Here is a 20,192-nt window from a genome sequence, read left to right as displayed (position 1 = left end):
AAGAATGATCTATCTCCTAATTGTATTGTACGCACTACTCATGGGTGCCGCCGCTATCATCAACCGCCGGAACCTTCAACTATCACTGACAGCGGCTAACCTTCTTGGTTCATTAGCGCTGCTCTGTACACCGTTTCTTTCGCTTTTTCTACCGTTTGGGCTAATCGTGTTACTTTGCTGCGCACTTCGCAACGGATACGTGCTTCAGGGGCATATCCATCTGCTTCATGTGCTTGTCCGCTGTGTACTCTCGCTATGTTTATATTTCAGTTATACCCTCCTATAAAAAAGCAAGCGCCGGTACCTGCGGATACTCCCGCTTCCCGGCGCTTGCTATGTTACACTCCTCTTACTCTTCACGCTCTTTTCGCTTCCGTATTTGCTGTGACCAGAAATCCGGCTGTGCGTAGCCGATGTATGAATAATCCAATTCATCACCTTGCCGAGTGGATAACTGAATGAGCAATGCCTTCTTGAGATCAGAGGGATGCAGATCACCTGTTTTGATAGTTGCGACTTGAACGCCACCATGTTTGGGGGTACCTGTGACAACTACCTGATTGCCTTTGGTATACACAGCTGTAATCTCCGTTTGAAAAGCAATGATATACAGATCCAGATCCGTTTTGTTCTGGAACAGCGGGAATTGAATGCCTACATTTTGCTGGAAATCGTATTGGCTGGATAGACCAATGTCGTAGGTTGTAAATAACCGGTGGAGTGCGTATTGTATCCGCGTAGGCATGTAACTCCATCTTCCTCCACTATAGGTGCTATGCCAGTGCTTTTCGTACACAGGTCTCTGATAGAGAGGGTCATTCTTTATAATAAAGAAAGGAATCCTCGTGCCTTCATGTATTACTCTGGAAATGGATATTGTATCTGTAGGCTGGTGAGCCGCAGCCGCTGCTTCCTCTGGCGAGTTCATAATGGTAACGGGTTCGCGCGGCTCCAGCTGCTTCAGGCGAAATTTCAGCTGTTCCATTTGTTTAGCGGTCTCTTCGGGATTGCTGACCCCAGACGTTGGTAAATTTTGAGCATTAATAGTTATGGGGGATGTAGCAAGCGCGAGTAACAGGGATAAGATTATTGCCGGACCTTTGCTTAATAATGGCATATGGACCACCTCATCCATAGCTTGTTCATCATCCCATGGATTTATGTAGGCTGAACGTAAGATCACCTATTGAAATCCTGCACATAATACAACATTATCCTGATTTAATCGGCCCAAATTCAAAATTGTTGTACAAAAGGCAGGATTTCTCTTCTTCCAAGCAGCTTAGCAGAATTATTGTTGTATTTCATACAACAATCTTCCCTAGTACCCGGGTATCTAAGCATCAAAGTTGCAGAACGTACAACAATTTTGTTTATAGCGCTTAATTTGTCTATAGTGCTTAATAAAATGTATCCTTCTGCCGATGTGTTTTCGCCCAGCCTATACTATTCATCAAACAACCCCAAGAACCCATCCAGACGATCAATCACATAATCATAGCTGCTCACTTCGCCAAATCCGTAACTTGCGTACACAAAAGGAATCCCGGTAATCTCCGCCGCCCTCCTATCTCCCTCCGTATCGCCCACATAGACAGGACTGCTTAAGTGATTCCGCTCCATCACCAGCTTGATGTTCTCAACCTTGGATAGTCCCGTTCTCCCCGGATTCTCGTAGTCTATGAAATACTTCTGCAGCTGAGCACACTATTCCATCCCACCACTACTACATCCGAAGAATCCCATAACGTGCCATCCAGATCAAAAATAATGCTATCCATTCCACTTCTCCTAACGTTCAGTTCGTAGTTGCTGCTGCGGCCGGGCCCAAATCAAATGAATCATATTCAGCGAGTAGCTCTCTACCCTGCTAATCTGCATCCCGGACGCCCGGACCAGTCCAATAATATCCCGGGTGTGATGGCATCCATAGACACGGTACAGCAGCGGATTCAGTGCCCGTTGCAGCGTTGACACCACGAAGTTAGAACTGATCCCATGCTCCATCAGCAGGATGGTTCCGTCCGGCTTACACCAGCGGTTCATCTTCTTCAGCATCTCCAGGGGATTCTGATAGCTGCAACAGGATAACGTAGAAACAATAGTATCGAAGGATTGCCCGGGGAAGCTCATTTCTTCCATATCTGCACATACAAAATTGGCGTTCACGTGGTAATGCTGTGCTGCCTGCCGCGCTTTCTCAAGCATTGCACTACTGAAATCCGCTGCAGTAATCTTGACCTCCCGGGAATAGTAAGGGAAGTTAGCCCCCGCCCCCACTGCCAGCTCAAGCACATCCCCCTCGGCATGACCTATAAGATTCCGGCGCCAGCGTTGCTGTTTGGGATCTTCTCTTTTGCGGGCATAGTCTGTGGCCTGTTTATCAAAAATACGGATCAGCTTCTGCTTATCCATCTGCGCCGGTCACCCCATTCATTAATAGAGTCGTTTCTCGTAGCTCTCCTGTATGCCTTGCCGGACTACTTCCACAGTAAACTCGGCAGAATTCACATGATCCGCGATAATCGCCGGAGCAGACGGAAGCGAGTTTTCGGCAGGCCAGGATCCGCTGTCCCATAGCTGCGATCTTTTAAAAGCCTTGGCACAATGCATATAGCACTCCTCCACCTTCACACCAATTCCCAAGGTTGGCCGTTTATCCCGGGCCTTCATCCTATCCAGAATATGCTCATCTCTGATCACGTAAGCTTGCCCGTTAATCCGCAGGGTCTCTTCAAGCCCCGGGATGATAAAGATTAGTCCTACATTGGGATTAGCGAGGATATTTAGCAAGGAATCAAATCTGCGGTTGCCCGGCCGCTCCGGAATCACCAAATGACCGTCATCCAGCACCACTACCGATCCGGGTGCATCCCCGCGTGGAGAGACATCGCAAGAGCCGTGTTCATCTGCGGTGGACAGGAATAAGAGCGGTGACATAGCGATTAAATTGCGGCAATTATGATCCAGATGATGGATCGATTTACGCTTCACCACCTCACTGGGATAGCCCAGGAGTTCTCTAAGCTCAGCTTCTGAAGTCAGAATTTCTGTAAAAGGATTATTCATCTAGCGTCCTCGATTCTGGTTTGGCTTCTATAAATATATTCTATAATCATATACCCGAAACGTTTCTCAGCGCCAGATCTTCATCCGCTCATCGAGGGTAGAAGTATGCAGTTCTAGCTGGATTCCATCCGGATCCAAGAAATTAACGGACCAGCCTACTCCACGCTGTATCGGGCCTCTTACAATGGTTACATTACTTTGCTTCAGGATGCCCACAGCTTCATTGAAATCGTTCTCTGCGATATAAAAAGCCACATGATCCATCCCGGCAAATCCTTCTGCGTGGTCCTCAGTACCCGCACGTTCAACAAGGCAGACCCAGGCACTTCCCCACTCCAGATAAGCATCCGTTCTGCCTCGGTGTCTTAAGGTCATACCGAGAATGCCATGATAGAAATCAAGGGACGTCTGCAGGTCGCGAACATTGAGTGTCATATGGCTAAATCCGGTTACTTTCATTGCGGTGCCTCCTTTATGTTTTAAAGAGTTACCTCTTCAGATGATTTTAGCACTTGTATACCATGCTCATAAACTCGTAAGTGCTTCCGTTTGTATTCTGCATGTAGGTATCTGCTGCGGTAAATCCGGCTTTTAAATACACTTTGATAGCCCTCGCATTAAAGGTTGCTACAGCCAGCGTTATCCGTTCAGGATGGAAATTCACAGTAACATAATGCAGCACCGACTTCAGGAAAGCTTGCCCTGCGCCACGCCCGGTTAGATCGGGTCTCATGCCTAAACCTATATCACAAATGTTACCCTCAACCGGCTGAACAGTAAAATACCCTATAAACTCATCGTCTTGCGATACAGCGTATGTATGATCCCCACGTCCGGCCGGGTCCAGGAATTCGATTAAATCATCCTCGTCTGCATCCATATCATAAAAAGAATATTCACCTGCATAATGCCAATGGTATGCAATATCTTCAGCTTGAAGCTGTGTTAATGGTCTAATAACTACAGCCATCGCGTAAACCGTTTGTGCAACACTTCAATCTGATGCTGATCTGCCCATTCCTTCAGGTCCTTTATCCCTTGATCCTCTTTGGCTGAGAAACAGAAGCAGTACTTGTACGGCACCAGCAAATTAGCTTTGGGCTTAACCGCGATTACGGGCTTAAAGTATCCTTTGATAAAAATCTTCTTAACCTTGCCCGCTTCTATCTCAATATTCTTGATCTGAAGGGCTTCAGGTTTAATCTCAATGACGAACACTCTGCGACATGTCAACAAGCGATAAATTAATATCCCCATGATAATTCCACCTGATATTATGATGAGTAAATAAAACAAGAAAAGATCAAATCGGTTAGTTCTATTATATATTATTAATAAGTATAGCCAGGATAATATCAGTAAAGTAAAGCTTATCGTCACCCCAATTTCAGCAGGACGTTTGCCTTGATGTGTGATCAACTTTTCCATTCACTTCCCCCACTACGTTCATAATAAAAATCTATTGGATTCTTATTATAATACAGGTAAAAGATGGTATGCAGCACTCTGTCGTAACATTCTTTGACGGATAGGCGAATCCCTTAATTTGTGTATTCATTTTTTTGACTAACCGGGTACGAAACTATAAGATAGATGGCATGAGAGTGATTACAGATCAGGAGGGACAGCCGTGGAAGAGTTTGCAGAGTATTTAGCTAAAATCGATAATCCGGTACACCGCGCTGCGACGGAAGAGGTACTGGCTTGGGTGATCCAGGAATTTCCCCAATTAACGCCGAAAATCGCCTGGAATCAGCCGATGTTCACCGATCACGGAACCTATATTATCGGCTTCAGTGTATCCAAAGCGCATATAGCGGTTGCCCCCGAGAAGGCGGGAATGGATCATTTTGCCGATGCCATTAAGCAGGCTGGCTTAGATCATACCAAGCTGCTGGTGCGTATGAAATGGACGAGCCCGGTTGATTACACCATACTCAGACAAATGATCGAGTACAACATTGCGGATAAGGCTGACTGTACAACTTTTTGGCGGGCATAGAAGCCAGGGATGAAACACCGGGATCAGCCAAGAAAAAAGGACGTGCAGGATAGCACGTCCATCGTATGACATATCATTTTTTACAGGATAACCCCAGTGACAATCTTGCGGTGATCCGATACATAAGCTCTGAATTTATTCTCTTGTGCTGCATCCTCGAACGATTGCTTAGCAATGAACCAGTATTCCTGCTGACCATGGAACAATAAGTAATAGCCTTTATTCTCCCACACCCGGGTGAAGGAGCCCCATTTCATGATGGACTGATCTACTTCCGGGCTGAAGTTGATCCCTTCTGCATCGAACAAATATTCGAATTCCTTGTTGTACCTTGTATCTGCCGACAGGATCTTTGGCAGCAGCAAGGTACGCATAACCATCGACATAGCGATCGTAAGCACAAGTGTTATCGATATCCCGAGGAGTATGATCGATTCGTTCTTAACATATAGAATCATACAAACGGCTACAAACACCGCTTGAACCCCAATGGAGAGAATAGATTTCCACGAATGGAAATATAGTGCCCGCGCAACCTTTTGAATATGTTTTCCGTAATGAAAGCTGATTTTCTCCATCTTGTCACCCTTTATCTGTTCACTTAATAACCTCTAGTAGTATAGCATTCATTACACGAAACCCATAGCGGATAAGATAGCTTGGTGCCTTCTGCAATCTACTTGGAGCTAGGCTCCACCGCCGGCACCGGTCCCAGCTTCACGAACAGCGTAGCAGCCAGCGCGATCAGAAATCCAGTCATGCAGGCGAGCAGGAAGCCGACGAATCCGTCCCCCAGATAAGCGGGTAAAGTCGCCAAGCCCGGAAAAGCGAAAGAAATCGCCGACGAGCCGGATAGGCCGACCATTCCGCCCCCGATCGCTCCCGCGCAGCAGACAATGACCATCGGCTTGCGCAAGGGCAGGTTCACACCGAACATCGCGGGCTCGGTCACTCCGAACAAGGCCGAAATGGACGCGGACAAGCATAAGGTTTTGAACTTCTTGTCCTTGGCTTTGATGAACACGGCGAGCGCCGCTCCTGCCTGCGCGAAGGCGGCTGGTCCCATCAGCGCGAGGATGGTATCCGAGCCATGTACGCTGATATTGTTGATTGCCAGCGGTACCAGACTCCAGTGCAATCCGAAGATAACCATCGGTTGAATAATCGCGCCAAGCACCATTCCCGCCCCTACCGAACTGAGGTTGTATACAGAGCGGTATCCTTCAGCAAGCATGTCTCCGGCAAGTGAGCCAATTGGACCGAACACCAGCAGTGTCACAGCGGACACCGTCACAATCGAGATCAACGGTGTAAAAAACTCCCGGATCACCTCAGGCAATATTTTAACGCAGAATCGTTCTACATACACTAAGAGGCCTACCGCAAGGATGATCGGAATGGCGCTCGAAGGATAGTTAACGGGAGTAATACTCATCCCGAGAAAATGTATGATTTCCTGGTTGTCAAACAGCGTGGTCAGGCTCGGGTACAGCAGCACCCCGGCAATCACAACGGCAGTAAAAGGGTTAGCCCCGAATTTGCGGGCGGCTGTAAAGGCAAGCAGCAGCGGGAGATAGTAGAACAGACTGTCCGCCATCGCATTGAGCACCGTATACGTGCCTTCTGTCTTGCTGATGATTTCCAGTGCAGCCGCGCCGGCGAGTAAACCCTTCATAATGCCTGCCGCACTCAGAATATTAACGATTGGAAGAAAGATTCCGGAAATGCCGTCAATGATGACATTGACAATACTTCTCCTGACTTGCTTCACAGGTATTTCCTCATGTTTCTCTTCCATATGTTCCTCCTGAACCTATACTAACTTCTTGACATAAATGACCCGTAAGAAGGGGCACTTTGTTCAAAGCTGTCCTCTTACGGGTCACAGTTAGACCGGCATTATTGCCGGCTTTTTAAAATACTTTTGTCGTCCACGATTCGCAGTTCCAGATATCCGTCACGATATCGCGGTAAAATTCAGGTTCATGGGAAATCAGCAGGATGCTGCCTTTATAAGCTTTGAGCGCACGCTGCAGCTCTTCCTTGGCATCTACATCGAGATGGTTGGTAGGCTCATCCAGTACAAGCAGGTTGCTATCACGGTTGATCAGCTTGCACAAACGTACTTTGGCTTTCTCGCCGCCGCTTAAGACCGCAATCTTGCTCTCGATATGCTTGGTCGTCAGGCCGCATTTGGCCAGTGCCGCCCGGATTTCAAATTGGGAGTAGGACGGGAACTCGTTCCAGATCTCTTCAATACAGGTGTTGTAATTCGATTCCTTCATTTCCTGTTCGAAATAACCGATCTCCAGCAGATCCCCGAGTCTCACCGAGCCTGAAATGGCTTGAATCTGGCCGAGAATGCTGCGCAGCAGCGTCGTTTTACCGATCCCGTTCGCACCTACAAGGGCAATCTTCTGTCCCCGCTCCATGCTCAGATCAAGAGGTCTGGACAATGGGGAATCGTAGCCGATCACCAGATCCTTCGCTTCAAAAATCACCTTGCCGGAGGTCCGGCCCTGCTTGAAGTTAAATTGCGGCTTCGGCTTCTCCTTGGCAATCTCGATGACATCCATCTTATCCAGCTTCTTCTGCCGGGACATTGCCATATTCCGGGTAGCTACGCTGGCCTTATTGCGCGCAACGAAGTCCTTCAGATCGGCGATTTCCTGCTGCTGGCGTTTGAAGGCCGATTCCAGCTGCGATTTCTTCGCTTCATATACCTGCTGGAAATACTCATAATCGCCCACATAACGTGACAGCGACTGATTCTCCATATGATAGATCAGGTTAATTACGCTGTTCAGGAACGGAATGTCATGCGAAATAAGAATGAAGGCATTCTCGTAATCCAGCAAATAACGCTTCAGCCAGTTGATATGCTGTTCATCCAGATAGTTCGTAGGCTCATCGAGCAGCAGGATGTCCGGCTTCTCCAGCAGCAGCTTAGCCAGCAGAACCTTGGTCCGTTGACCGCCGCTGAGATCGTTAACGTCTTTGTCCAGACCGATGTCGGTAAGACCCAGTCCGCGGGCCGTTTCATCGATTTTGGCATCGATCATATAGAAATCCTGGCTGGTCAGCATGTCCTGAATCGTTCCAACGTCCTCCAGCAGCTGCTCCAGCTCCTCCGGGGTGACCTCGCCCATCTTGCCGTACATATCGTTCATCTCTTGTTCCATATCGAACAGATATTGGAAGGCTCCGCGCAGAACATCACGGATGGATTGTCCCTGCTGAAGTACAGCATGCTGATCCAGATAACCGGCGCGCATGCGTTTCGCCCATTCCACCTTGCCTTCGTCCGGCTGCAGCTTGCCGGTAATGATATTCATGAAGGTCGATTTACCTTCACCATTGGCACCAATCAGACCGATATGCTCGCCCTTCAGCAGGCGGAAGGATACATCGGTGAATATGGCCCGGTCTCCGAACCCGTGACTCAGCTTTTCTACATTTAATATGCTCATGAAATTAACACCTTTTCCTTTATTCTATATTCTCGTCATATTATAAAGGCTAAAGCGCCACAACTCCAGACGGTTTGCAAAAAAAGGCGAAAAAACACTAACATGAGGTTAGTGTCTGCTTACGCTTTGACTTCACTTGGAACATAAGTATAGTTCTTGGCTCAATCCAGGCATTTGGCGAAAAGCTCTGTTAACTGGATACCTCTGTGCCAATCTGTCCGTCCGCCTTCAATCGTCCAGCATGCCTCAAGCACGCCTCGTACCACGCCCCACATCGCGATTCGGCGGGGGTCCAGGCCAAGGCGTTCGGCCATAATGGCAATCCGGCCCCGTAGTACCTGCTCGCAATCACCACCCCGATCCATATAGTTAAGCAGATACTGGACAGTATCAAAATGAATGTCACCGATGATGCCCTTAGGATCAATAACAACCCATTGCTCTTCTCCTTGGCGGAGGATGTTGTCATGATGCAGATCACCGTGCAGCAGAAAATTCTCTTCCGTGGTGTTAATGAGATACACCAGACATTCTTCGGCATTCTCCACCCAGCTCTCAGGCAGCGGCGCTGCAGTTTCTCCATCGCCGAACCGCTCACGGTATCGCTCTATGGCCGCGAAGTGCTGCTTCATAGACGGGTACCGGCTGCCGGCTGGTGCAGGAAGCTGAAGGCGCTGAAATACCTCACAAAAGATATTCGTCGCCTTCGCATCATCCTCAATGGCCGACAACGGTGTGCCGGGGTCGGCTCCTTCCAGCAGGGCCACACCCCAGTCCTCATCTGCATCCAGTACATGAATCGCCCCCCTGCCCTCATAGGCTCGAAGCACACTAACTTCCTTAGAAAGCTCCTCCTTCATGAAGGATAATTTTAGGACTGCCGGCTTCCCGTTACTGAGCTTTGCCCGGAGTACAAAGTTATAGGATAAATTGGAAAAGGGAGCTTCCGGACTAAAGCCGAAGCGGTCTGCACAGTCGGTAATCAGATCAGGCAGCGCCTCCGCCCATGCTACGCCCTGCTTACCATAGAGTTCGTGCATTCTTTTGGTAAAAGGTTCAGGTATTACAATCATGCCGCAACGGCTCCTTTCAGCAATGTAGCCAGTCTGCTCTCCATTCCGCTTGGGTCAACTCATAATCGATAAAACTCTGCCTTTCTCCAAGCTGATCTGTACACGCATCCGTTCGCACCGCAATTTTCCGGAAGCCGAGTTTCTCATATACATGCTGTGCTCTGATGTTCTTAAGATTGGTATCGAGGATGATTATGTGATATAACACCGCTGATCTCCAGGATCAATCGGCCTCGCCGTTCCGTGTCCGCCCCGCTCTGCAGTTTGCTTCGTACCTCTTGTTCAGTAGTGCCTATCCCGTTAGGAAACCCGGCATGCGCCATAATCTCCCCGTCGTTCCACCAGCCGCATAACAGCTTTGCATCGCCTATAGCCGCATCCCGGATGAACAGGTTCCCTTTGTGCAGATACATTTCTTCCCCCTCTGTTCCTTCGGTCTGAATAATCGCAAGCTCATTATATCATGCAACCATTGCCAGATTAAGGGAGGGATTCGTTATACATAAACTATACGGAATTGAAGTTAATTAAGCTCTAATCAAGTTCTCTGGTCATGCTACAGGTACAGAAGCAGCAGCACGTAAGCAAGCGTGACTCCCCCGGCGGTATAATCGATTCGCGATAATCTTAGCTCTCTATAAGAAGTACGGCCCTTCCCGTTCCCATAGGCTCTTGCATCGATCGTCATTGCCAGCTGCTCTGCCCGTTGAACCGTTGTTATTAGCAGGGGAACCACCAATGACAAATATGCAAACACCCGCTTATGGCCTTTGAACGCTATAATGTCATACCCTCTGGCTCTTTGCGCCAGCATAATGCGGTCCAGCTCTTGAATAATTGTCGGGATAAAGCGGACTGCAATCACGAGCATCAATGCAGTAGCCTCAACCGGAACGCCCCGGCGGGATAGCGGCTTGCACAGTTGCTCCAGGCCTTTTGCCAGATCCAGCGGCTTGGTCGTCAAGGTCAGCAGCGAAGCAAGCGACACGAGCAAGAGAATACGCCAGACAACAAAGAGGCCCTTCTCTATTCCTTCTTCTGTCACTTGAACGGCCGAACCCGGCCAGAGCGGTACCCCGCTGGTATTGAAGAGATGGTAGGCAAAAGTAAAGGACAAGAGGAGCGCAACCGGCTTTAATCCTCTAAGAAACATCCGTACCGGAACCCGGGACAACAGCATCTGGCTTCCCGCAAAGACAGTTGCTATAGCAAATCCGCCATAATTATTGAGTAAAAGAGAGCAAATTGTAAAGGTTAGCATGCTTAACAGCTTGGTACGGGGGTCTAGCCGGTGGAGTACTGAATCTGAAGGGATATACTGGCCCAGCAGGATGTTATCCTTCATGATGAAGACCTCTTGACTTCCAGACGTTCCTCACCAGCTGCATAATATCTTCTTCCCTGCAACTCGCCGGTTTAAGAGTCCGTCCGGAAATCCCCTCAATGAATCTTAAGAGCTGTATAGGCTCCGGCAGAGGCAACCCGGCATGCTCCAACAAAGCTGCACGCTTCAGAAATAACTCATCCGCCTCCAAATGGGCTAATAAACGTCCCTTCTGGAAGACCATCACCTCGTCCGAATAGTCGGCAACCTCCTCAAGCTGATGAGAGATGAGCAGTACTGTCCGGTTCTTCTCCCTCTGCCATGCCTTGAGCTGTCTCAGCAGCGCTGTCCTGTGCACGGAATCAAGTCCGGCGGTGGGCTCATCCAGAATAAGGAGCTCCGGCTCCGTAATCAGCACGGAAGCGACAGCGACAAGCCGCTTAAGCCCCCCGCTAAGCTGGAACGGCTTCTCCTGGAGAAGATCCGCCGGGAGTCCCAGCTGCTCCATAACCGTCTTGACTGCTGCTTCCACTTTCCCTGGTGATTCCCCCTTCACAGTAAGAGCAAAGGCCAGCTCCCTATAAACCGTCGTTGCGAAAAGCTGCTGCTCCGGATATTGAAATACATAACCGATCTGTGGGACGGCCTTCGTATTCCCTTTACTGTCCCTGGGCAGAGGTTGGCGGTCATGCGTATATTCGCCTCTGTAGAAAGGAACCAGCCCCTTTATTACTTTGGCAAAGGTGGATTTCCCTGCTCCGGTATGGCCAGTCACCGAAATCCATTTCCCCTCCTGAAGCGTGCAGCTTACGGATTGAAGAATCTCTACCCCGTTCAACTTTACACTTACGTCATTTAACTCGAAGGCCATAAGGCAGACACTGTCTCCTTCCAGTCCGCACGCAGGGGGGCATTTAATCCGAGCGCTTGATGCAGTCTTACCGCAAAAGGGGGAGAGATCTGATGCTCTGTAATGGATACGCTGCTAAACAAGGCGGAGGGTGATCCGTCAAAAGCAATTTCTCCTCTGCTCAGAAGCAGAACACGGTCAGAGGAAAGAATCTCATCCATATGATGCGTGATCTGAATAATGGTCTTACCCTGCCGGTGAAGGGAGTTCATCAGCTCGAGGATGTCTCTTCTTCCCTGCGGATCGAGCATGGAGGTCGCTTCATCAAAGATGATTATCGAAGGTTCCATTGCCACAACAGCAGCAACCGCAACCCGCTGTTTCTGGCCGCCTGACAGTTGATGCGGCATGGCTTCCGCATAATCTTCCATGTGAACTGCTTGCAGAGCCATATTCGCCCGCCCGGCCATATCAGCTCTCGGCACGCGCAGATTCTCCAGTCCGAATATCACTTCATCCAGAACAGAGGTTGTGATGAACTGATCGTCGGGATTTTGAAATACCAGTCCGGCCTGCTCCCGAATCTTCCCAAGGTCATCAGGAGTCCGTGTATTCAAACGGTCCAGCATTGCTTGTCCTTCTCTTGGCTGCAGTAGCCCGTTCATTAACTTGGCGAGCGTGGACTTTCCGCTTCCGTTCCCTCCAATGATGGAGAGAAATTCACCTTGGCGGATTCCAAAGCTTAGCTGGCGAAGAACCGGATTCCCGCTCCGGTAATAATAATCGACCTGATCAAAAGTAAGCATCTGCCCCACGCTCCCTCCGCTGTTTCCTTAATTCAAAAAAATCTTCCGGCGCAGAAGTGACTGTAGCAAGCGGCCGTGGCTTCTCCCAAGGTGTAATCTGCTGTCCGTTAATGCCGAACACTTGCCCCGTCAGCTCCGGGTCCTTGTGATCCAGAAGCGCACGCACGAACCGGGCCACATCGTCCGCTTCACCCAAGCTCCACGCCTCAGGAAGCGGCTCATTAAGCTGTGCATATTTTTCTGTCAAATGTTGAACAACCGGCAGGGTCATATCGGTTAAGGCAGCAGGAGCAATGCCGTTAACCCTGATCCGCTTGGTCTTCAGTTCATCGGCAAGCGTCCACAGCATCCCGAGAAGTCCGGCCTTGGCCGCACTGTAATTGACCTGCCCCGCCGAACCGGTGAGTCCCGCGGTTGAGGTCATCAGCAGAATATCGCCTCCGTGCCGGCTCAGATGGGCAATTGCACGCCGGATGCAGTAGAATGCCCCATTCAAATGAACGCCGAGGACAGCCTGCCACTCCAGATCCGTCATGAACTCACATCTGCGGTCATGAAGAATGCCGGCGTTATGAATTAAAATATCCAGGGAACCCATCTTCCCGGCCACTTCGTCCATCATTGCCGTAACGGCAGCGGGATCGGCAACATTGGCACAGAATCCCTCCGCGAAGCCGCCTGTCCCCCGGATGTCCTCGACTACTTGCTTAACACTCTCGCCATTTAAACCATTAACGGCGACCTGATATCCGCAGCGTCCCAGTTCAATAGCCATGCTTCGTCCAATCCCTCTGGTTGCCCCTGTAATCAATACCGTCTTCATATATCCATGATCCCCTTTACAACGCAAAAAGAGCCTTTAGCGATGATTTCCCCGTGATCTGTCACTACCGTTACCTGGATCTGATCATGCTTCAAATCGTTATACCGGAAGCATACGGCTGAGCCTTGAACACACGGCTTCTCAAACCGCATAGTAATGGACTGAATCCAATGGGAGAGGTGTTCTTTCATATATAAAGACTGCGCCAGCCCCATGATGTACATTCCATGGGCAATGGGAGCTTCGTAACCCGCTTCTCTTGCGGCTGCGGCATTCAGATGAATCGCTGCCTCATCCTTGGTGACAGCAGCATATTGCCGGATATCCGCCTCAGAAATCCTGATTCTCATATCATTCACCTCTCCCGATCAAGACGGTTTCTGCTACAGCGATGGGGCTGCCCCGGTGACAGCAGAATAGAGAATGGGTATAGAAAGTCAGCACGCCGCTCCGGCCGTTTTTGTGCTCTACAGCAAGTAAGGTTAGTTCGCACTCCAAATTCATACCCGCCATCAGCGGAGCATGATAAGTAAACTGCTGCGTTCCGTGAATCATTGCCGCTTTCAGGGGAAGCCAGGGGACATCTGCTGTCTTCCAGAATGTGACCGGCATAGTCGAAGGAGCAACGGCTGCTCCTCCTATTCTCTGTAGGGGCGAAGCTATGCTGTGTGCATACTGCACGATATTTCCCGTCGTGAGCTGAACCTGAAAGCGGATCTTGTTCATATAACCGCCTCCATCAGAACGGCCAGCCCCATCACGCCGCCAATGCCAAGTGTAGCTATCCCCCGTTTGTAGGGGGTCTGCAGCATCTCCGAATATAGACGCGTCATAAGGATCGCACCGGATGCGCCGTAAGGATGACCCAGAGCTAACGCGCCTCCACCGGGATTAACCTTATCCGCTGGAAGCTGAAGCTCCTGCAGTGATGCTAATACCTGAGCGGCAAAAGCTTCATTAAATTCAACGATATCCACATCTCCGATGGTCAGACCCTGGCGGCATAACAGTTTCCGGACCGCCGGAACCGGTCCGATCCCCGGATAACGGGGGTCCACTCCGGCAGCCTGAGAGTCAACAAAACGGAGGATGGGCGTCAGGTTAAGCTGTTCACACTTGTCACGCGACATGATGAGCACCAGAGCGGCACCGTCATTAATAGGACAGGCATTCCCGGCAGTCACAGTGCCATTCTCCGCAAATACAGGCGGCAGGCTGCGCAGCTTCCCCAGGCTTGTATCCGGTCTCGGACATTCATCCTCTGCAATCCGTAAACCGTTGAATTGCAGCGGTACAAGCTCCGGTACATATCTGCCTGTACTTTGAGCCCGGACGGCTTTAAGGTGGCTCTCCAGCGCATACAGATCCTGCGCTTCACGGGTAATCCCGTATTTGGACGCCACATTCTCTGCAGCAAGCCCCATGTCAGGATCTCCGTAAGCAATGGGTGTGAACGGTGCGCGTGTATATAGGGTTGGCGTCCCCGCCAGCGTGCCGGGTCTGAACATTCGCCAAGGCGCCCGGCTTACACTCTCGGCTCCGCCTGCCAGGAATATCTCTCCGGCACCGCTCTGAACGAGGCGGGCCGCCATGATGATGGCTTCAAGCCCTGAACCGCATTGACGGTCGACTGTGACTCCCGGTACCGTAACAGGCAATCCTGCTTCAAGCACAGACTTACGGGCAATATTCCCGCCAGGTCCCACTACATTGCCGATGATAACATCATCAATCCATTCCGGCGGCAGCTGTGCTTCAGTAACGAGGAGGCGAATCAGCGGGGCAAGCAGCTGCTCCGGTTCAAGCGTGCTTAGCTGTCCACCGATTTTGCCGACAGGTGTACGCCTGGCCATAACCAGCACGGCCTCTTTGATTTCTCTCATCTCAACCCTTCTCTCACATTGTCCATCATCCGCTGGCGTGCGATTTTTCCGCTGCTGGTATAGATGAACTGTTCCACAGTAACGAGCTGCCTGGGCAACTTATGGCCTTCAAGATATGGACGGCAGTAATCCCTGATCTGCTCCAGACTAAGCTGCTGTTCTCCGTTCCACTCAATCAATGCCGTTACCTGCTCTCCCCACCGCTCATCCGGCTTGCCGAATACCATAACCTCGCGGACCGCCGGAATACGTCGCAGCACTGTCTCCACTTCTTCGGGAAACACCTTGAGTCCCCCGCTCTTGATCATGCTGCCGGCGCGGCCGGCCAGGTGCAGATCCCCTTCATGATCCAGGAGCACGTAGTCCCCCGTGCGCAGCCAGCCCCCGCGAAACACGCCTGCCGTCTCTTCCGGCAGCAGGTGATACCCGGTGAACATCATTTCACTCCGGATATACAGCTCACCAACCGCACCCGGAGGCAGCTCACGAAACTGTGCATCGCGGATGGAAATATGCACGCCGGTGAACGGTTTACCTAAGGAATCTGCCTCCTCCTCCCCGGTTATTTCAAGATAGCTGATGTAGCTGGCCTCCGAGGAGCCGTAATACTCATAGAGCTTCGTCTCCTTGAACAGCTCACGACATCTTTGTTTCAACGTCACTGGCCACTTGCCCCCAGAGCTGATTATGGCCTGTATCGATACCGGGGCCGTAGTTGCAGCGGCCTGCCGGACCAATGCGTCAATCATCGCAGGCACAACGAACAGGACCATATCAGGTTCATGGGAGCAGAGATTCAATACGCTCACAGCATCGAATGCGGGCAGCAGATGAAAAGTCGCCAGACTATACAGGGATTGCATCATGGCAAACAGCGACAGGGAATGCACGAACGGCCCGGGTGCAAGTACGTGCTTCATACTATTCAGCCTGAATGCCTTCTCCGTCGCCTCAAAGCTTGTTAACCAGGACTGGTGAGTCCGCATGTACCCTTTGGGGAGACCGGTTGTGCCTGATGTATACCCGATGAACAGCAGCCCGGGGTTCTCCTCTGCAACAGCATCAGGCCCGAAGGCAGACAGCCAGGAGCTATAGCTGCCGGTGCTCTGCTCCCCGCCAAAGTATAGCTGCGGAATTTCTTTATAACGTTCTGTGAAATCAGCCGCAAAACGCGCTTCACCAACTATCAGTCCGGGCTCACACTGCCGGATAACCTTATCCATCTCCTCCGGATGCCATTTGGGGTCCAGCAGCACGGGGACGCATCCCGCATAGATGGCGCCGAGAACAAACTCGGCGAACTCCATACGGTTACCGGATACAACAGCAATATTCCGCTTTATGTGTCCGCCATGCCGCAAACCGTTTGCAACCTGTTGTACCAGCCTCATCAGCTGGGCGTAGGAGCGTTCTTCCCGGCCGTCTGAGATCGCAATGCGGGAAGGGGCAGCCTGGCCACGTTCTAAAATGCGCTGTACAAGGTTCATGGGTATGCTCACACCCCCGCTTGATCTTCAATGGGGCTGATTTCTTTCAGCTGCATCGTTATGACAGCCGCAATAACCGCTTTGATCATGTCTCCGGGAAGAAAGGCCAAAGCCCCAATCAGTCCGGTCCAGACCGGCGTATCTGTAATTAAGGCCATGACAGGTGCGCCAATCAGATTCACCAGCAATACGCCAAAGATCAGGTTGACGGCTATCAGTTTCCAGATGCGGACCCTGCGCCAGATTTTCTCGGAACACCAGCCAATGAAGCCTGCCGCGACCAGCCAGCTGAATATGTATCCGGCAGACGGTCCAACGAGCAACGCCAGTCCGCCGCGCCCGCCGGTCAGTACCGGCAATCCGAGGGCTATGAGAATGATAAAAACAACCAGGCTGAGGGTACCCATCCGCCTGCCCAGAAAACATCCGGCCAGCATGACCCCAAGCGTCTGGGCAGTGACCGGAACAGGAATGAAGCCAAGGGGCAAGGGCGGAATCATGCCGAGCACCGCGATGAGTGCAGCGAATAATGCGGCATATACAAGTTCTTTTGTCTTCAAGATATTGACCTCCATTGGATAAAATAAAGGTTGTGCTCTGGTTAAAGAATACAGCCAGTACGCTGAATTATAATGGAGACCTTCTCTATTGTAAACCAATTTAATTTTTAGAGTTCACAATAGATCGAAAATAACACCTTCGTTTTCCTATTGTTATCTAAGCATGTTAATATAATCGAATAGGATTGATCTGAACGTAATATTTCTGGAGGGTTATTTCCATGACAGTTAAAGAACAAATTCTAACCTTGCTGGGCAGCAACAAAGGCGGGTATATATCCGGCGAGGAGATCGCAGGGCAGTTATCCGTAACACGCAGCGCAGTCTGGAAAGCCATCAAGTCGCTGCAGACAGACGGTTACTCCATACAGGCTGTAACCAATAAAGGGTATTCCTTATCCCCACTAACGGATATTTTATCTGCCGGTGCCATTTCGAAACACCTGAATCTCCAGGGTCAACAGCTGCGCCTTGAGGTATACAAGACTATACCTTCAACGAACGAAGCTGTAAAAATCCTGGCCGCAAATGGAGAGGCTGAAGGGAAAGTGATCCTCTCGGAAGAGCAGACTGCCGGCCGCGGAAGAAATGGCCGGCCCTTCTTTTCCCCGCGGGGAACGGGCATATACATGAGCATCCTGCTGCGCCCCAAGCTATCTGCGGCAGAATCCATTCTTCTGACGACCTCCGCTGCAGCCGCCGTTGCCCTGGCCATCGAGAGCGTATCCGGTAAAGACACGCAGATTAAGTGGGTCAATGATGTATTCATGGATGGCAAAAAGGTGTGCGGAATTCTCACCGAGGCTTCCTTATCATTGGAGAATGGCTTGCTGGATTATGCCGTTCTCGGCATTGGCATCAATGTAACCCTACCGGCGGCCGGCTTTCCTGACGGGCTTGGCGGGATTGCAACGTCTGTATTTTCCGAAAGCAATCATTATGATGATCTCCGCTGCCGGCTCGCGGCAGAAGTGCTGAATCATTTCATGGAATACTATGCGCATTTAACGGACAGACCGTTTCTCTCCGAATATAGACAACGAATCCTTTCCCTTGGTAAGCCTGTAACGGTGATGAAGGATAACAAACAACGCGGGGCGACAGCCATTGACATTGATAACGACTGCCGTCTGAAGGTCAGATATGAGAATGGTGACGAGGAGTATCTTTCAAGCGGAGAAGTCAGCATTAAAATCTAGGTCACGGCTGTAATCACACGTTATAGTGAACCTTCAACCTTCAACCTGTTCATTCTCTCCATTCCGCTTCTATTAGCTCATAATCGATGAAAGTTTGCCATTCTCCTAGCGGATCTGTCCAAGCATCCTTACGCACCGCAATTTTCCGGAAGCCGAGTTTCTCATAGACATGCTGTGCCCGGGTATTCTTAAGATTAGTATCGAGTATGATCTTGTGATATCCCAGCTCCTCAAATAAATAATTAATCAGCATCACCAAAAATTGCGTGCCTGTCCCTCTATTCTGCTGGTTGAAGTCACAGATTTTGATACCAATCTCTGCTACAGCATCTGCAACTGCACTGTAACTCATTTCCCCTGCAGGAATAGCATCGATCTCCAGAATCAAACGCCCTTTCCGCTCAGGGGTTGCCGTGGCCTGCAGCATGTTTCGTACCTCTTGTTCAGTAGTGCCTACGCCTTCAGGAAAGCCGGCATGTGCCATAATTGCCCCATCGTTCCACCAGCTGCATAGCAGCTGTGCATCGGCCGCAGCCGCATCCCGGATAACCAGGTTCTCTTTTTGCAGAAACATTCCGTTAACCTCCACATCTATCCTGGGTAAGATAATCGCAACTTCATCTTAGCATGCAATGATTTCCAGATTAATGGAGAGTTTCATTATATACAAACTGTACGTCTTGCCATTCACATCCCAAGTTAAACTTTAAGCCTCCGCCTTCCATATTTTCTCCACAATTGACCCGATCTCAACGAGAGCGCGACTGCTCTTCTTCACTTCGGGAACTCCAAAATGCAAATCAATCTGAAGCTCAATCTCATCCCAAATCTGTAGCCTGCCCGCTTCTGCAAACCGCCTGGCAATGGGTTCTGCCAGTAATGAACATCCGGCTTCGCCTTGAACCAGATTCCCGATTAGAGATTCGTCATCGGCATATATGATGGTCTGCGGGACGATACCCTTCTTCAGGAAGTAATCTATGGATTGTTTATAGAAAGGACAGCCTTGTGTAGTCCAGATCCATGGCTTCGCGGCAAAATACTCCAGTGTAAGTCCGTTCTCAGGCACAGCCCAGCTGCCGGGATAGACCACAACCATTCTGACGGAATCGAGTCTGATGGAGTGCACGGACTGATGCGGAACTTCCCCGTAGTAGAACCCCGCATGTATCTTTGAGCTGTTCAGTTCCTGGATGAAATCCTCACTTCTTATGTCGATAAAATGCAGTTCTATCTGCGGCAAGCCCTCCGAAATCCCCTGGATCAATTGCTCTATACGAAGAAGCTGTCCGTCAGTGTTCAATCCGATGCGGATATTCTCCGTAGGATTTGCCTGCAGTTCAAGCACTTTATTATGAAAATCTGCTGCGGAGGCGAGTATTTTCTGTGCTTCCACAAGCAGCTCCACTCCTTTGTCCGTAAGGGTCATTCCTCTGGATGTCCGGTGGAAGAGAAGAAATCCGACCTCTGTCTCCAGGGCTTTGAGATGAGCGCTTGCTGATGGTTGACTCGTGTTAAGCAGCCCTGCCGCCTCCGTTAAATTGCCTGTCCGGGCAATTTGGACAAAGGTGGTCAATTGATACAGTTCCAATGTTTCTCCCCTCCTTAATATGTCTCCTGATTTGTCTCCAGAGTAATCATCCGTT

26 protein-coding genes are annotated in these 20,192 nt (G+C 50.2%); 2 read left to right on the top strand and 24 right to left on the bottom strand.

Translation table 11 applies throughout. From position 1 onward, the window contains the following. Nucleotides 1–349 precede the first annotated feature (349 nt). The 8 genes from NYE33_RS18930 to NYE33_RS18895 form a co-directional block, all read right to left on the bottom strand. Nucleotides 350–1,135: a hypothetical protein gene (locus NYE33_RS18930; protein ID WP_336101832.1), complete on the bottom strand. Its 786-nt coding sequence runs from the start codon at nucleotides 1,133–1,135 to the stop codon at nucleotides 350–352. A gap of 311 nt (nucleotides 1,136–1,446) precedes the next feature. Continuing rightward, entirely contained in the window at nucleotides 1,447–1,623 is a 177-nt protein-coding gene (locus NYE33_RS18925; protein ID WP_341067003.1) for a hypothetical protein, read from the bottom strand. A 56-nt stretch (nucleotides 1,624–1,679) separates the two neighbouring features. Continuing rightward, nucleotides 1,680–1,781, bottom strand: coding sequence for an HAD hydrolase-like protein (locus NYE33_RS18920; RefSeq protein ID WP_341067001.1), 102 nt, complete (start codon nucleotides 1,779–1,781; stop codon nucleotides 1,680–1,682). A gap of 10 nt (nucleotides 1,782–1,791) precedes the next feature. After that, nucleotides 1,792–2,415: a class I SAM-dependent methyltransferase gene (locus tag NYE33_RS18915; RefSeq protein WP_341066999.1), complete on the bottom strand. Its 624-nt coding sequence runs from the start codon at nucleotides 2,413–2,415 to the stop codon at nucleotides 1,792–1,794. 21 nt (nucleotides 2,416–2,436) lie between these two features. Beyond that, nucleotides 2,437–3,069 carry a pyridoxamine 5'-phosphate oxidase family protein gene (locus tag NYE33_RS18910; RefSeq protein WP_341066996.1) on the bottom strand — a complete coding sequence of 211 codons (633 nt, stop codon included), beginning with the start codon at nucleotides 3,067–3,069 and terminating at the stop codon, nucleotides 2,437–2,439. Between the two features lie 66 nt (nucleotides 3,070–3,135). Further along, nucleotides 3,136–3,528 carry a VOC family protein gene (locus NYE33_RS18905; RefSeq protein WP_042138287.1) on the bottom strand — a complete coding sequence of 131 codons (393 nt, stop codon included), beginning with the start codon at nucleotides 3,526–3,528 and terminating at the stop codon, nucleotides 3,136–3,138. A 46-nt stretch (nucleotides 3,529–3,574) separates the two neighbouring features. Further along, nucleotides 3,575–4,039 carry a GNAT family N-acetyltransferase gene (locus tag NYE33_RS18900; RefSeq protein ID WP_042138290.1) on the bottom strand — a complete coding sequence of 155 codons (465 nt, stop codon included), beginning with the start codon at nucleotides 4,037–4,039 and terminating at the stop codon, nucleotides 3,575–3,577. Beyond that, complete coding sequence (locus tag NYE33_RS18895; RefSeq protein WP_042138291.1) at nucleotides 4,030–4,497, bottom strand: hypothetical protein; 468 nt, start codon at nucleotides 4,495–4,497, stop codon at nucleotides 4,030–4,032. Before NYE33_RS18895 ends, NYE33_RS18900 begins: the two co-directional genes overlap by 10 nt. Before the next feature lie 202 nt (nucleotides 4,498–4,699). Between NYE33_RS18895 and NYE33_RS18890 the strand changes: the two genes are divergently transcribed. Continuing rightward, a complete protein-coding gene (locus tag NYE33_RS18890) occupies nucleotides 4,700–5,071 on the top strand; it encodes an iron chaperone (RefSeq protein ID WP_076243224.1) in 372 nt (123 codons plus the stop codon). An 80-nt stretch (nucleotides 5,072–5,151) separates the two neighbouring features. Here NYE33_RS18890 and NYE33_RS18885 read toward each other — a convergent pair whose 3' ends face one another. The 14 genes from NYE33_RS18885 to NYE33_RS18820 form a co-directional block, all read right to left on the bottom strand. Next, entirely contained in the window at nucleotides 5,152–5,649 is a 498-nt protein-coding gene (locus NYE33_RS18885) for a YcxB family protein (RefSeq protein WP_042138293.1), read from the bottom strand. A gap of 98 nt (nucleotides 5,650–5,747) precedes the next feature. Beyond that, on the bottom strand, nucleotides 5,748–6,869 hold the full coding sequence (locus NYE33_RS18880; protein ID WP_341066994.1) for a PTS transporter subunit EIIC: 1,122 nt from the start codon (nucleotides 6,867–6,869) through the stop codon (nucleotides 5,748–5,750). A gap of 115 nt (nucleotides 6,870–6,984) precedes the next feature. Continuing rightward, the gene (locus tag NYE33_RS18875; protein WP_042138297.1) at nucleotides 6,985–8,541 is read right to left on the bottom strand and encodes an ABC-F family ATP-binding cassette domain-containing protein; all 1,557 of its coding nucleotides are present in this window, start codon (nucleotides 8,539–8,541) and stop codon (nucleotides 6,985–6,987) included. 161 nt (nucleotides 8,542–8,702) lie between these two features. Beyond that, nucleotides 8,703–9,614: an aminoglycoside phosphotransferase family protein gene (locus NYE33_RS18870; RefSeq protein WP_042138299.1), complete on the bottom strand. Its 912-nt coding sequence runs from the start codon at nucleotides 9,612–9,614 to the stop codon at nucleotides 8,703–8,705. Between the two features lie 170 nt (nucleotides 9,615–9,784). Continuing rightward, nucleotides 9,785–10,027, bottom strand: a complete 243-nt coding sequence (locus NYE33_RS18865) for a hypothetical protein (RefSeq protein WP_042138301.1) — start codon at nucleotides 10,025–10,027, stop codon at nucleotides 9,785–9,787. Between the two features lie 143 nt (nucleotides 10,028–10,170). Then, nucleotides 10,171–10,959, bottom strand: coding sequence for an energy-coupling factor transporter transmembrane component T family protein (locus NYE33_RS18860; RefSeq protein ID WP_042138303.1), 789 nt, complete (start codon nucleotides 10,957–10,959; stop codon nucleotides 10,171–10,173). Continuing rightward, nucleotides 10,949–11,809 carry an ATP-binding cassette domain-containing protein gene (locus tag NYE33_RS18855; RefSeq protein ID WP_341066991.1) on the bottom strand — a complete coding sequence of 287 codons (861 nt, stop codon included), beginning with the start codon at nucleotides 11,807–11,809 and terminating at the stop codon, nucleotides 10,949–10,951. Before NYE33_RS18855 ends, NYE33_RS18860 begins: the two co-directional genes overlap by 11 nt. Continuing rightward, nucleotides 11,794–12,594, bottom strand: a complete 801-nt coding sequence (locus NYE33_RS18850; RefSeq protein ID WP_341066990.1) for an ATP-binding cassette domain-containing protein — start codon at nucleotides 12,592–12,594, stop codon at nucleotides 11,794–11,796. The genes NYE33_RS18855 and NYE33_RS18850 overlap by 16 nt, the downstream gene beginning before the upstream one ends. Continuing rightward, nucleotides 12,581–13,417, bottom strand: coding sequence for an SDR family NAD(P)-dependent oxidoreductase (locus NYE33_RS18845; RefSeq protein ID WP_341066987.1), 837 nt, complete (start codon nucleotides 13,415–13,417; stop codon nucleotides 12,581–12,583). Before NYE33_RS18845 ends, NYE33_RS18850 begins: the two co-directional genes overlap by 14 nt. Further along, nucleotides 13,414–13,767, bottom strand: coding sequence for a MaoC/PaaZ C-terminal domain-containing protein (locus tag NYE33_RS18840; RefSeq protein WP_341066985.1), 354 nt, complete (start codon nucleotides 13,765–13,767; stop codon nucleotides 13,414–13,416). Before NYE33_RS18840 ends, NYE33_RS18845 begins: the two co-directional genes overlap by 4 nt. A 1-nt stretch (nucleotide 13,768) precedes the next feature. After that, nucleotides 13,769–14,143 carry an FAS1-like dehydratase domain-containing protein gene (locus NYE33_RS18835; protein ID WP_042138311.1) on the bottom strand — a complete coding sequence of 125 codons (375 nt, stop codon included), beginning with the start codon at nucleotides 14,141–14,143 and terminating at the stop codon, nucleotides 13,769–13,771. Beyond that, nucleotides 14,140–15,291, bottom strand: a complete 1,152-nt coding sequence (locus NYE33_RS18830; protein ID WP_341068707.1) for a thiolase family protein — start codon at nucleotides 15,289–15,291, stop codon at nucleotides 14,140–14,142. Before NYE33_RS18830 ends, NYE33_RS18835 begins: the two co-directional genes overlap by 4 nt. 5 nt (nucleotides 15,292–15,296) lie before the next feature. After that, a complete protein-coding gene (locus tag NYE33_RS18825) occupies nucleotides 15,297–16,787 on the bottom strand; it encodes a class I adenylate-forming enzyme family protein (protein ID WP_341066984.1) in 1,491 nt (496 codons plus the stop codon). Nucleotides 16,788–16,795: 8 nt separating this feature from the next. Beyond that, on the bottom strand, nucleotides 16,796–17,347 hold the full coding sequence (locus NYE33_RS18820; RefSeq protein WP_042138316.1) for a biotin transporter BioY: 552 nt from the start codon (nucleotides 17,345–17,347) through the stop codon (nucleotides 16,796–16,798). Between the two features lie 221 nt (nucleotides 17,348–17,568). On the opposite strand from NYE33_RS18820, the gene NYE33_RS18815 reads away from it, so the two are divergent. After that, on the top strand, nucleotides 17,569–18,546 hold the full coding sequence (locus NYE33_RS18815; RefSeq protein WP_341066982.1) for a biotin--[acetyl-CoA-carboxylase] ligase: 978 nt from the start codon (nucleotides 17,569–17,571) through the stop codon (nucleotides 18,544–18,546). Nucleotides 18,547–18,595: 49 nt separating this feature from the next. Here the strand turns inward: NYE33_RS18815 and NYE33_RS18810 are convergent, their stop codons facing one another. Both NYE33_RS18810 and NYE33_RS18805 read right to left on the bottom strand, forming a co-directional pair. After that, nucleotides 18,596–19,120, bottom strand: a complete 525-nt coding sequence (locus NYE33_RS18810) for a GNAT family N-acetyltransferase (protein WP_042138320.1) — start codon at nucleotides 19,118–19,120, stop codon at nucleotides 18,596–18,598. Between the two features lie 132 nt (nucleotides 19,121–19,252). Further along, complete coding sequence (locus tag NYE33_RS18805; protein WP_042138322.1) at nucleotides 19,253–20,137, bottom strand: LysR family transcriptional regulator; 885 nt, start codon at nucleotides 20,135–20,137, stop codon at nucleotides 19,253–19,255. Nucleotides 20,138–20,192: the final 55 nt, after the last annotated feature.

It is taken from the genome of Paenibacillus sp. FSL R10-2199 (assembly GCF_038000235.1).
GTDB lineage: Bacteria > Bacillota > Bacilli > Paenibacillales > Paenibacillaceae > Paenibacillus_AQ > Paenibacillus_AQ phytohabitans.
This window is presented reverse-complemented; position numbering and strand designations above follow the sequence as displayed.

Bases quoted from the DNA above. Each gene is read 5' to 3' on its own strand.
- NYE33_RS18900 (WP_042138290.1), bottom strand. From the start codon at position 4,039: ATGGCTGTAGTTATTAGACCATTAACACAGCTTCAAGCTGAAGATATT.
- NYE33_RS18910 (WP_341066996.1), bottom strand. From the start codon at position 3,069: ATGAATAATCCTTTTACAGAAATTCTGACTTCAGAAGCTGAGCTTAGA.
- NYE33_RS18840 (WP_341066985.1), bottom strand. From the start codon at position 13,767: ATGAGAATCAGGATTTCTGAGGCGGATATCCGGCAATATGCTGCTGTC.
- NYE33_RS18885 (WP_042138293.1), bottom strand. From the start codon at position 5,649: ATGGAGAAAATCAGCTTTCATTACGGAAAACATATTCAAAAGGTTGCG.
- NYE33_RS18895 (WP_042138291.1), bottom strand. From the start codon at position 4,497: ATGGAAAAGTTGATCACACATCAAGGCAAACGTCCTGCTGAAATTGGG.
- NYE33_RS18835 (WP_042138311.1), bottom strand. From the start codon at position 14,143: ATGAACAAGATCCGCTTTCAGGTTCAGCTCACGACGGGAAATATCGTG.
- NYE33_RS18865 (WP_042138301.1), bottom strand. From the start codon at position 10,027: ATGTATCTGCACAAAGGGAACCTGTTCATCCGGGATGCGGCTATAGGC.
- NYE33_RS18930 (WP_336101832.1), bottom strand. From the start codon at position 1,135: ATGGATGAGGTGGTCCATATGCCATTATTAAGCAAAGGTCCGGCAATA.
- NYE33_RS18810 (WP_042138320.1), bottom strand. From the start codon at position 19,120: ATGTTTCTGCAAAAAGAGAACCTGGTTATCCGGGATGCGGCTGCGGCC.
- NYE33_RS18925 (WP_341067003.1), bottom strand. From the start codon at position 1,623: ATGGAGCGGAATCACTTAAGCAGTCCTGTCTATGTGGGCGATACGGAG.
- NYE33_RS18920 (WP_341067001.1), bottom strand. From the start codon at position 1,781: ATGGATAGCATTATTTTTGATCTGGATGGCACGTTATGGGATTCTTCG.
- NYE33_RS18850 (WP_341066990.1), bottom strand. From the start codon at position 12,594: ATGCTTACTTTTGATCAGGTCGATTATTATTACCGGAGCGGGAATCCG.
- NYE33_RS18855 (WP_341066991.1), bottom strand. From the start codon at position 11,809: ATGGCCTTCGAGTTAAATGACGTAAGTGTAAAGTTGAACGGGGTAGAG.
- NYE33_RS18845 (WP_341066987.1), bottom strand. From the start codon at position 13,417: ATGAAGACGGTATTGATTACAGGGGCAACCAGAGGGATTGGACGAAGC.
- NYE33_RS18905 (WP_042138287.1), bottom strand. From the start codon at position 3,528: ATGAAAGTAACCGGATTTAGCCATATGACACTCAATGTTCGCGACCTG.
- NYE33_RS18815 (WP_341066982.1), top strand. From the start codon at position 17,569: ATGACAGTTAAAGAACAAATTCTAACCTTGCTGGGCAGCAACAAAGGC.
- NYE33_RS18880 (WP_341066994.1), bottom strand. From the start codon at position 6,869: ATGGAAGAGAAACATGAGGAAATACCTGTGAAGCAAGTCAGGAGAAGT.
- NYE33_RS18870 (WP_042138299.1), bottom strand. From the start codon at position 9,614: ATGATTGTAATACCTGAACCTTTTACCAAAAGAATGCACGAACTCTAT.
- NYE33_RS18915 (WP_341066999.1), bottom strand. From the start codon at position 2,415: ATGGATAAGCAGAAGCTGATCCGTATTTTTGATAAACAGGCCACAGAC.
- NYE33_RS18875 (WP_042138297.1), bottom strand. From the start codon at position 8,541: ATGAGCATATTAAATGTAGAAAAGCTGAGTCACGGGTTCGGAGACCGG.
- NYE33_RS18825 (WP_341066984.1), bottom strand. From the start codon at position 16,787: ATGAACCTTGTACAGCGCATTTTAGAACGTGGCCAGGCTGCCCCTTCC.
- NYE33_RS18860 (WP_042138303.1), bottom strand. From the start codon at position 10,959: ATGAAGGATAACATCCTGCTGGGCCAGTATATCCCTTCAGATTCAGTA.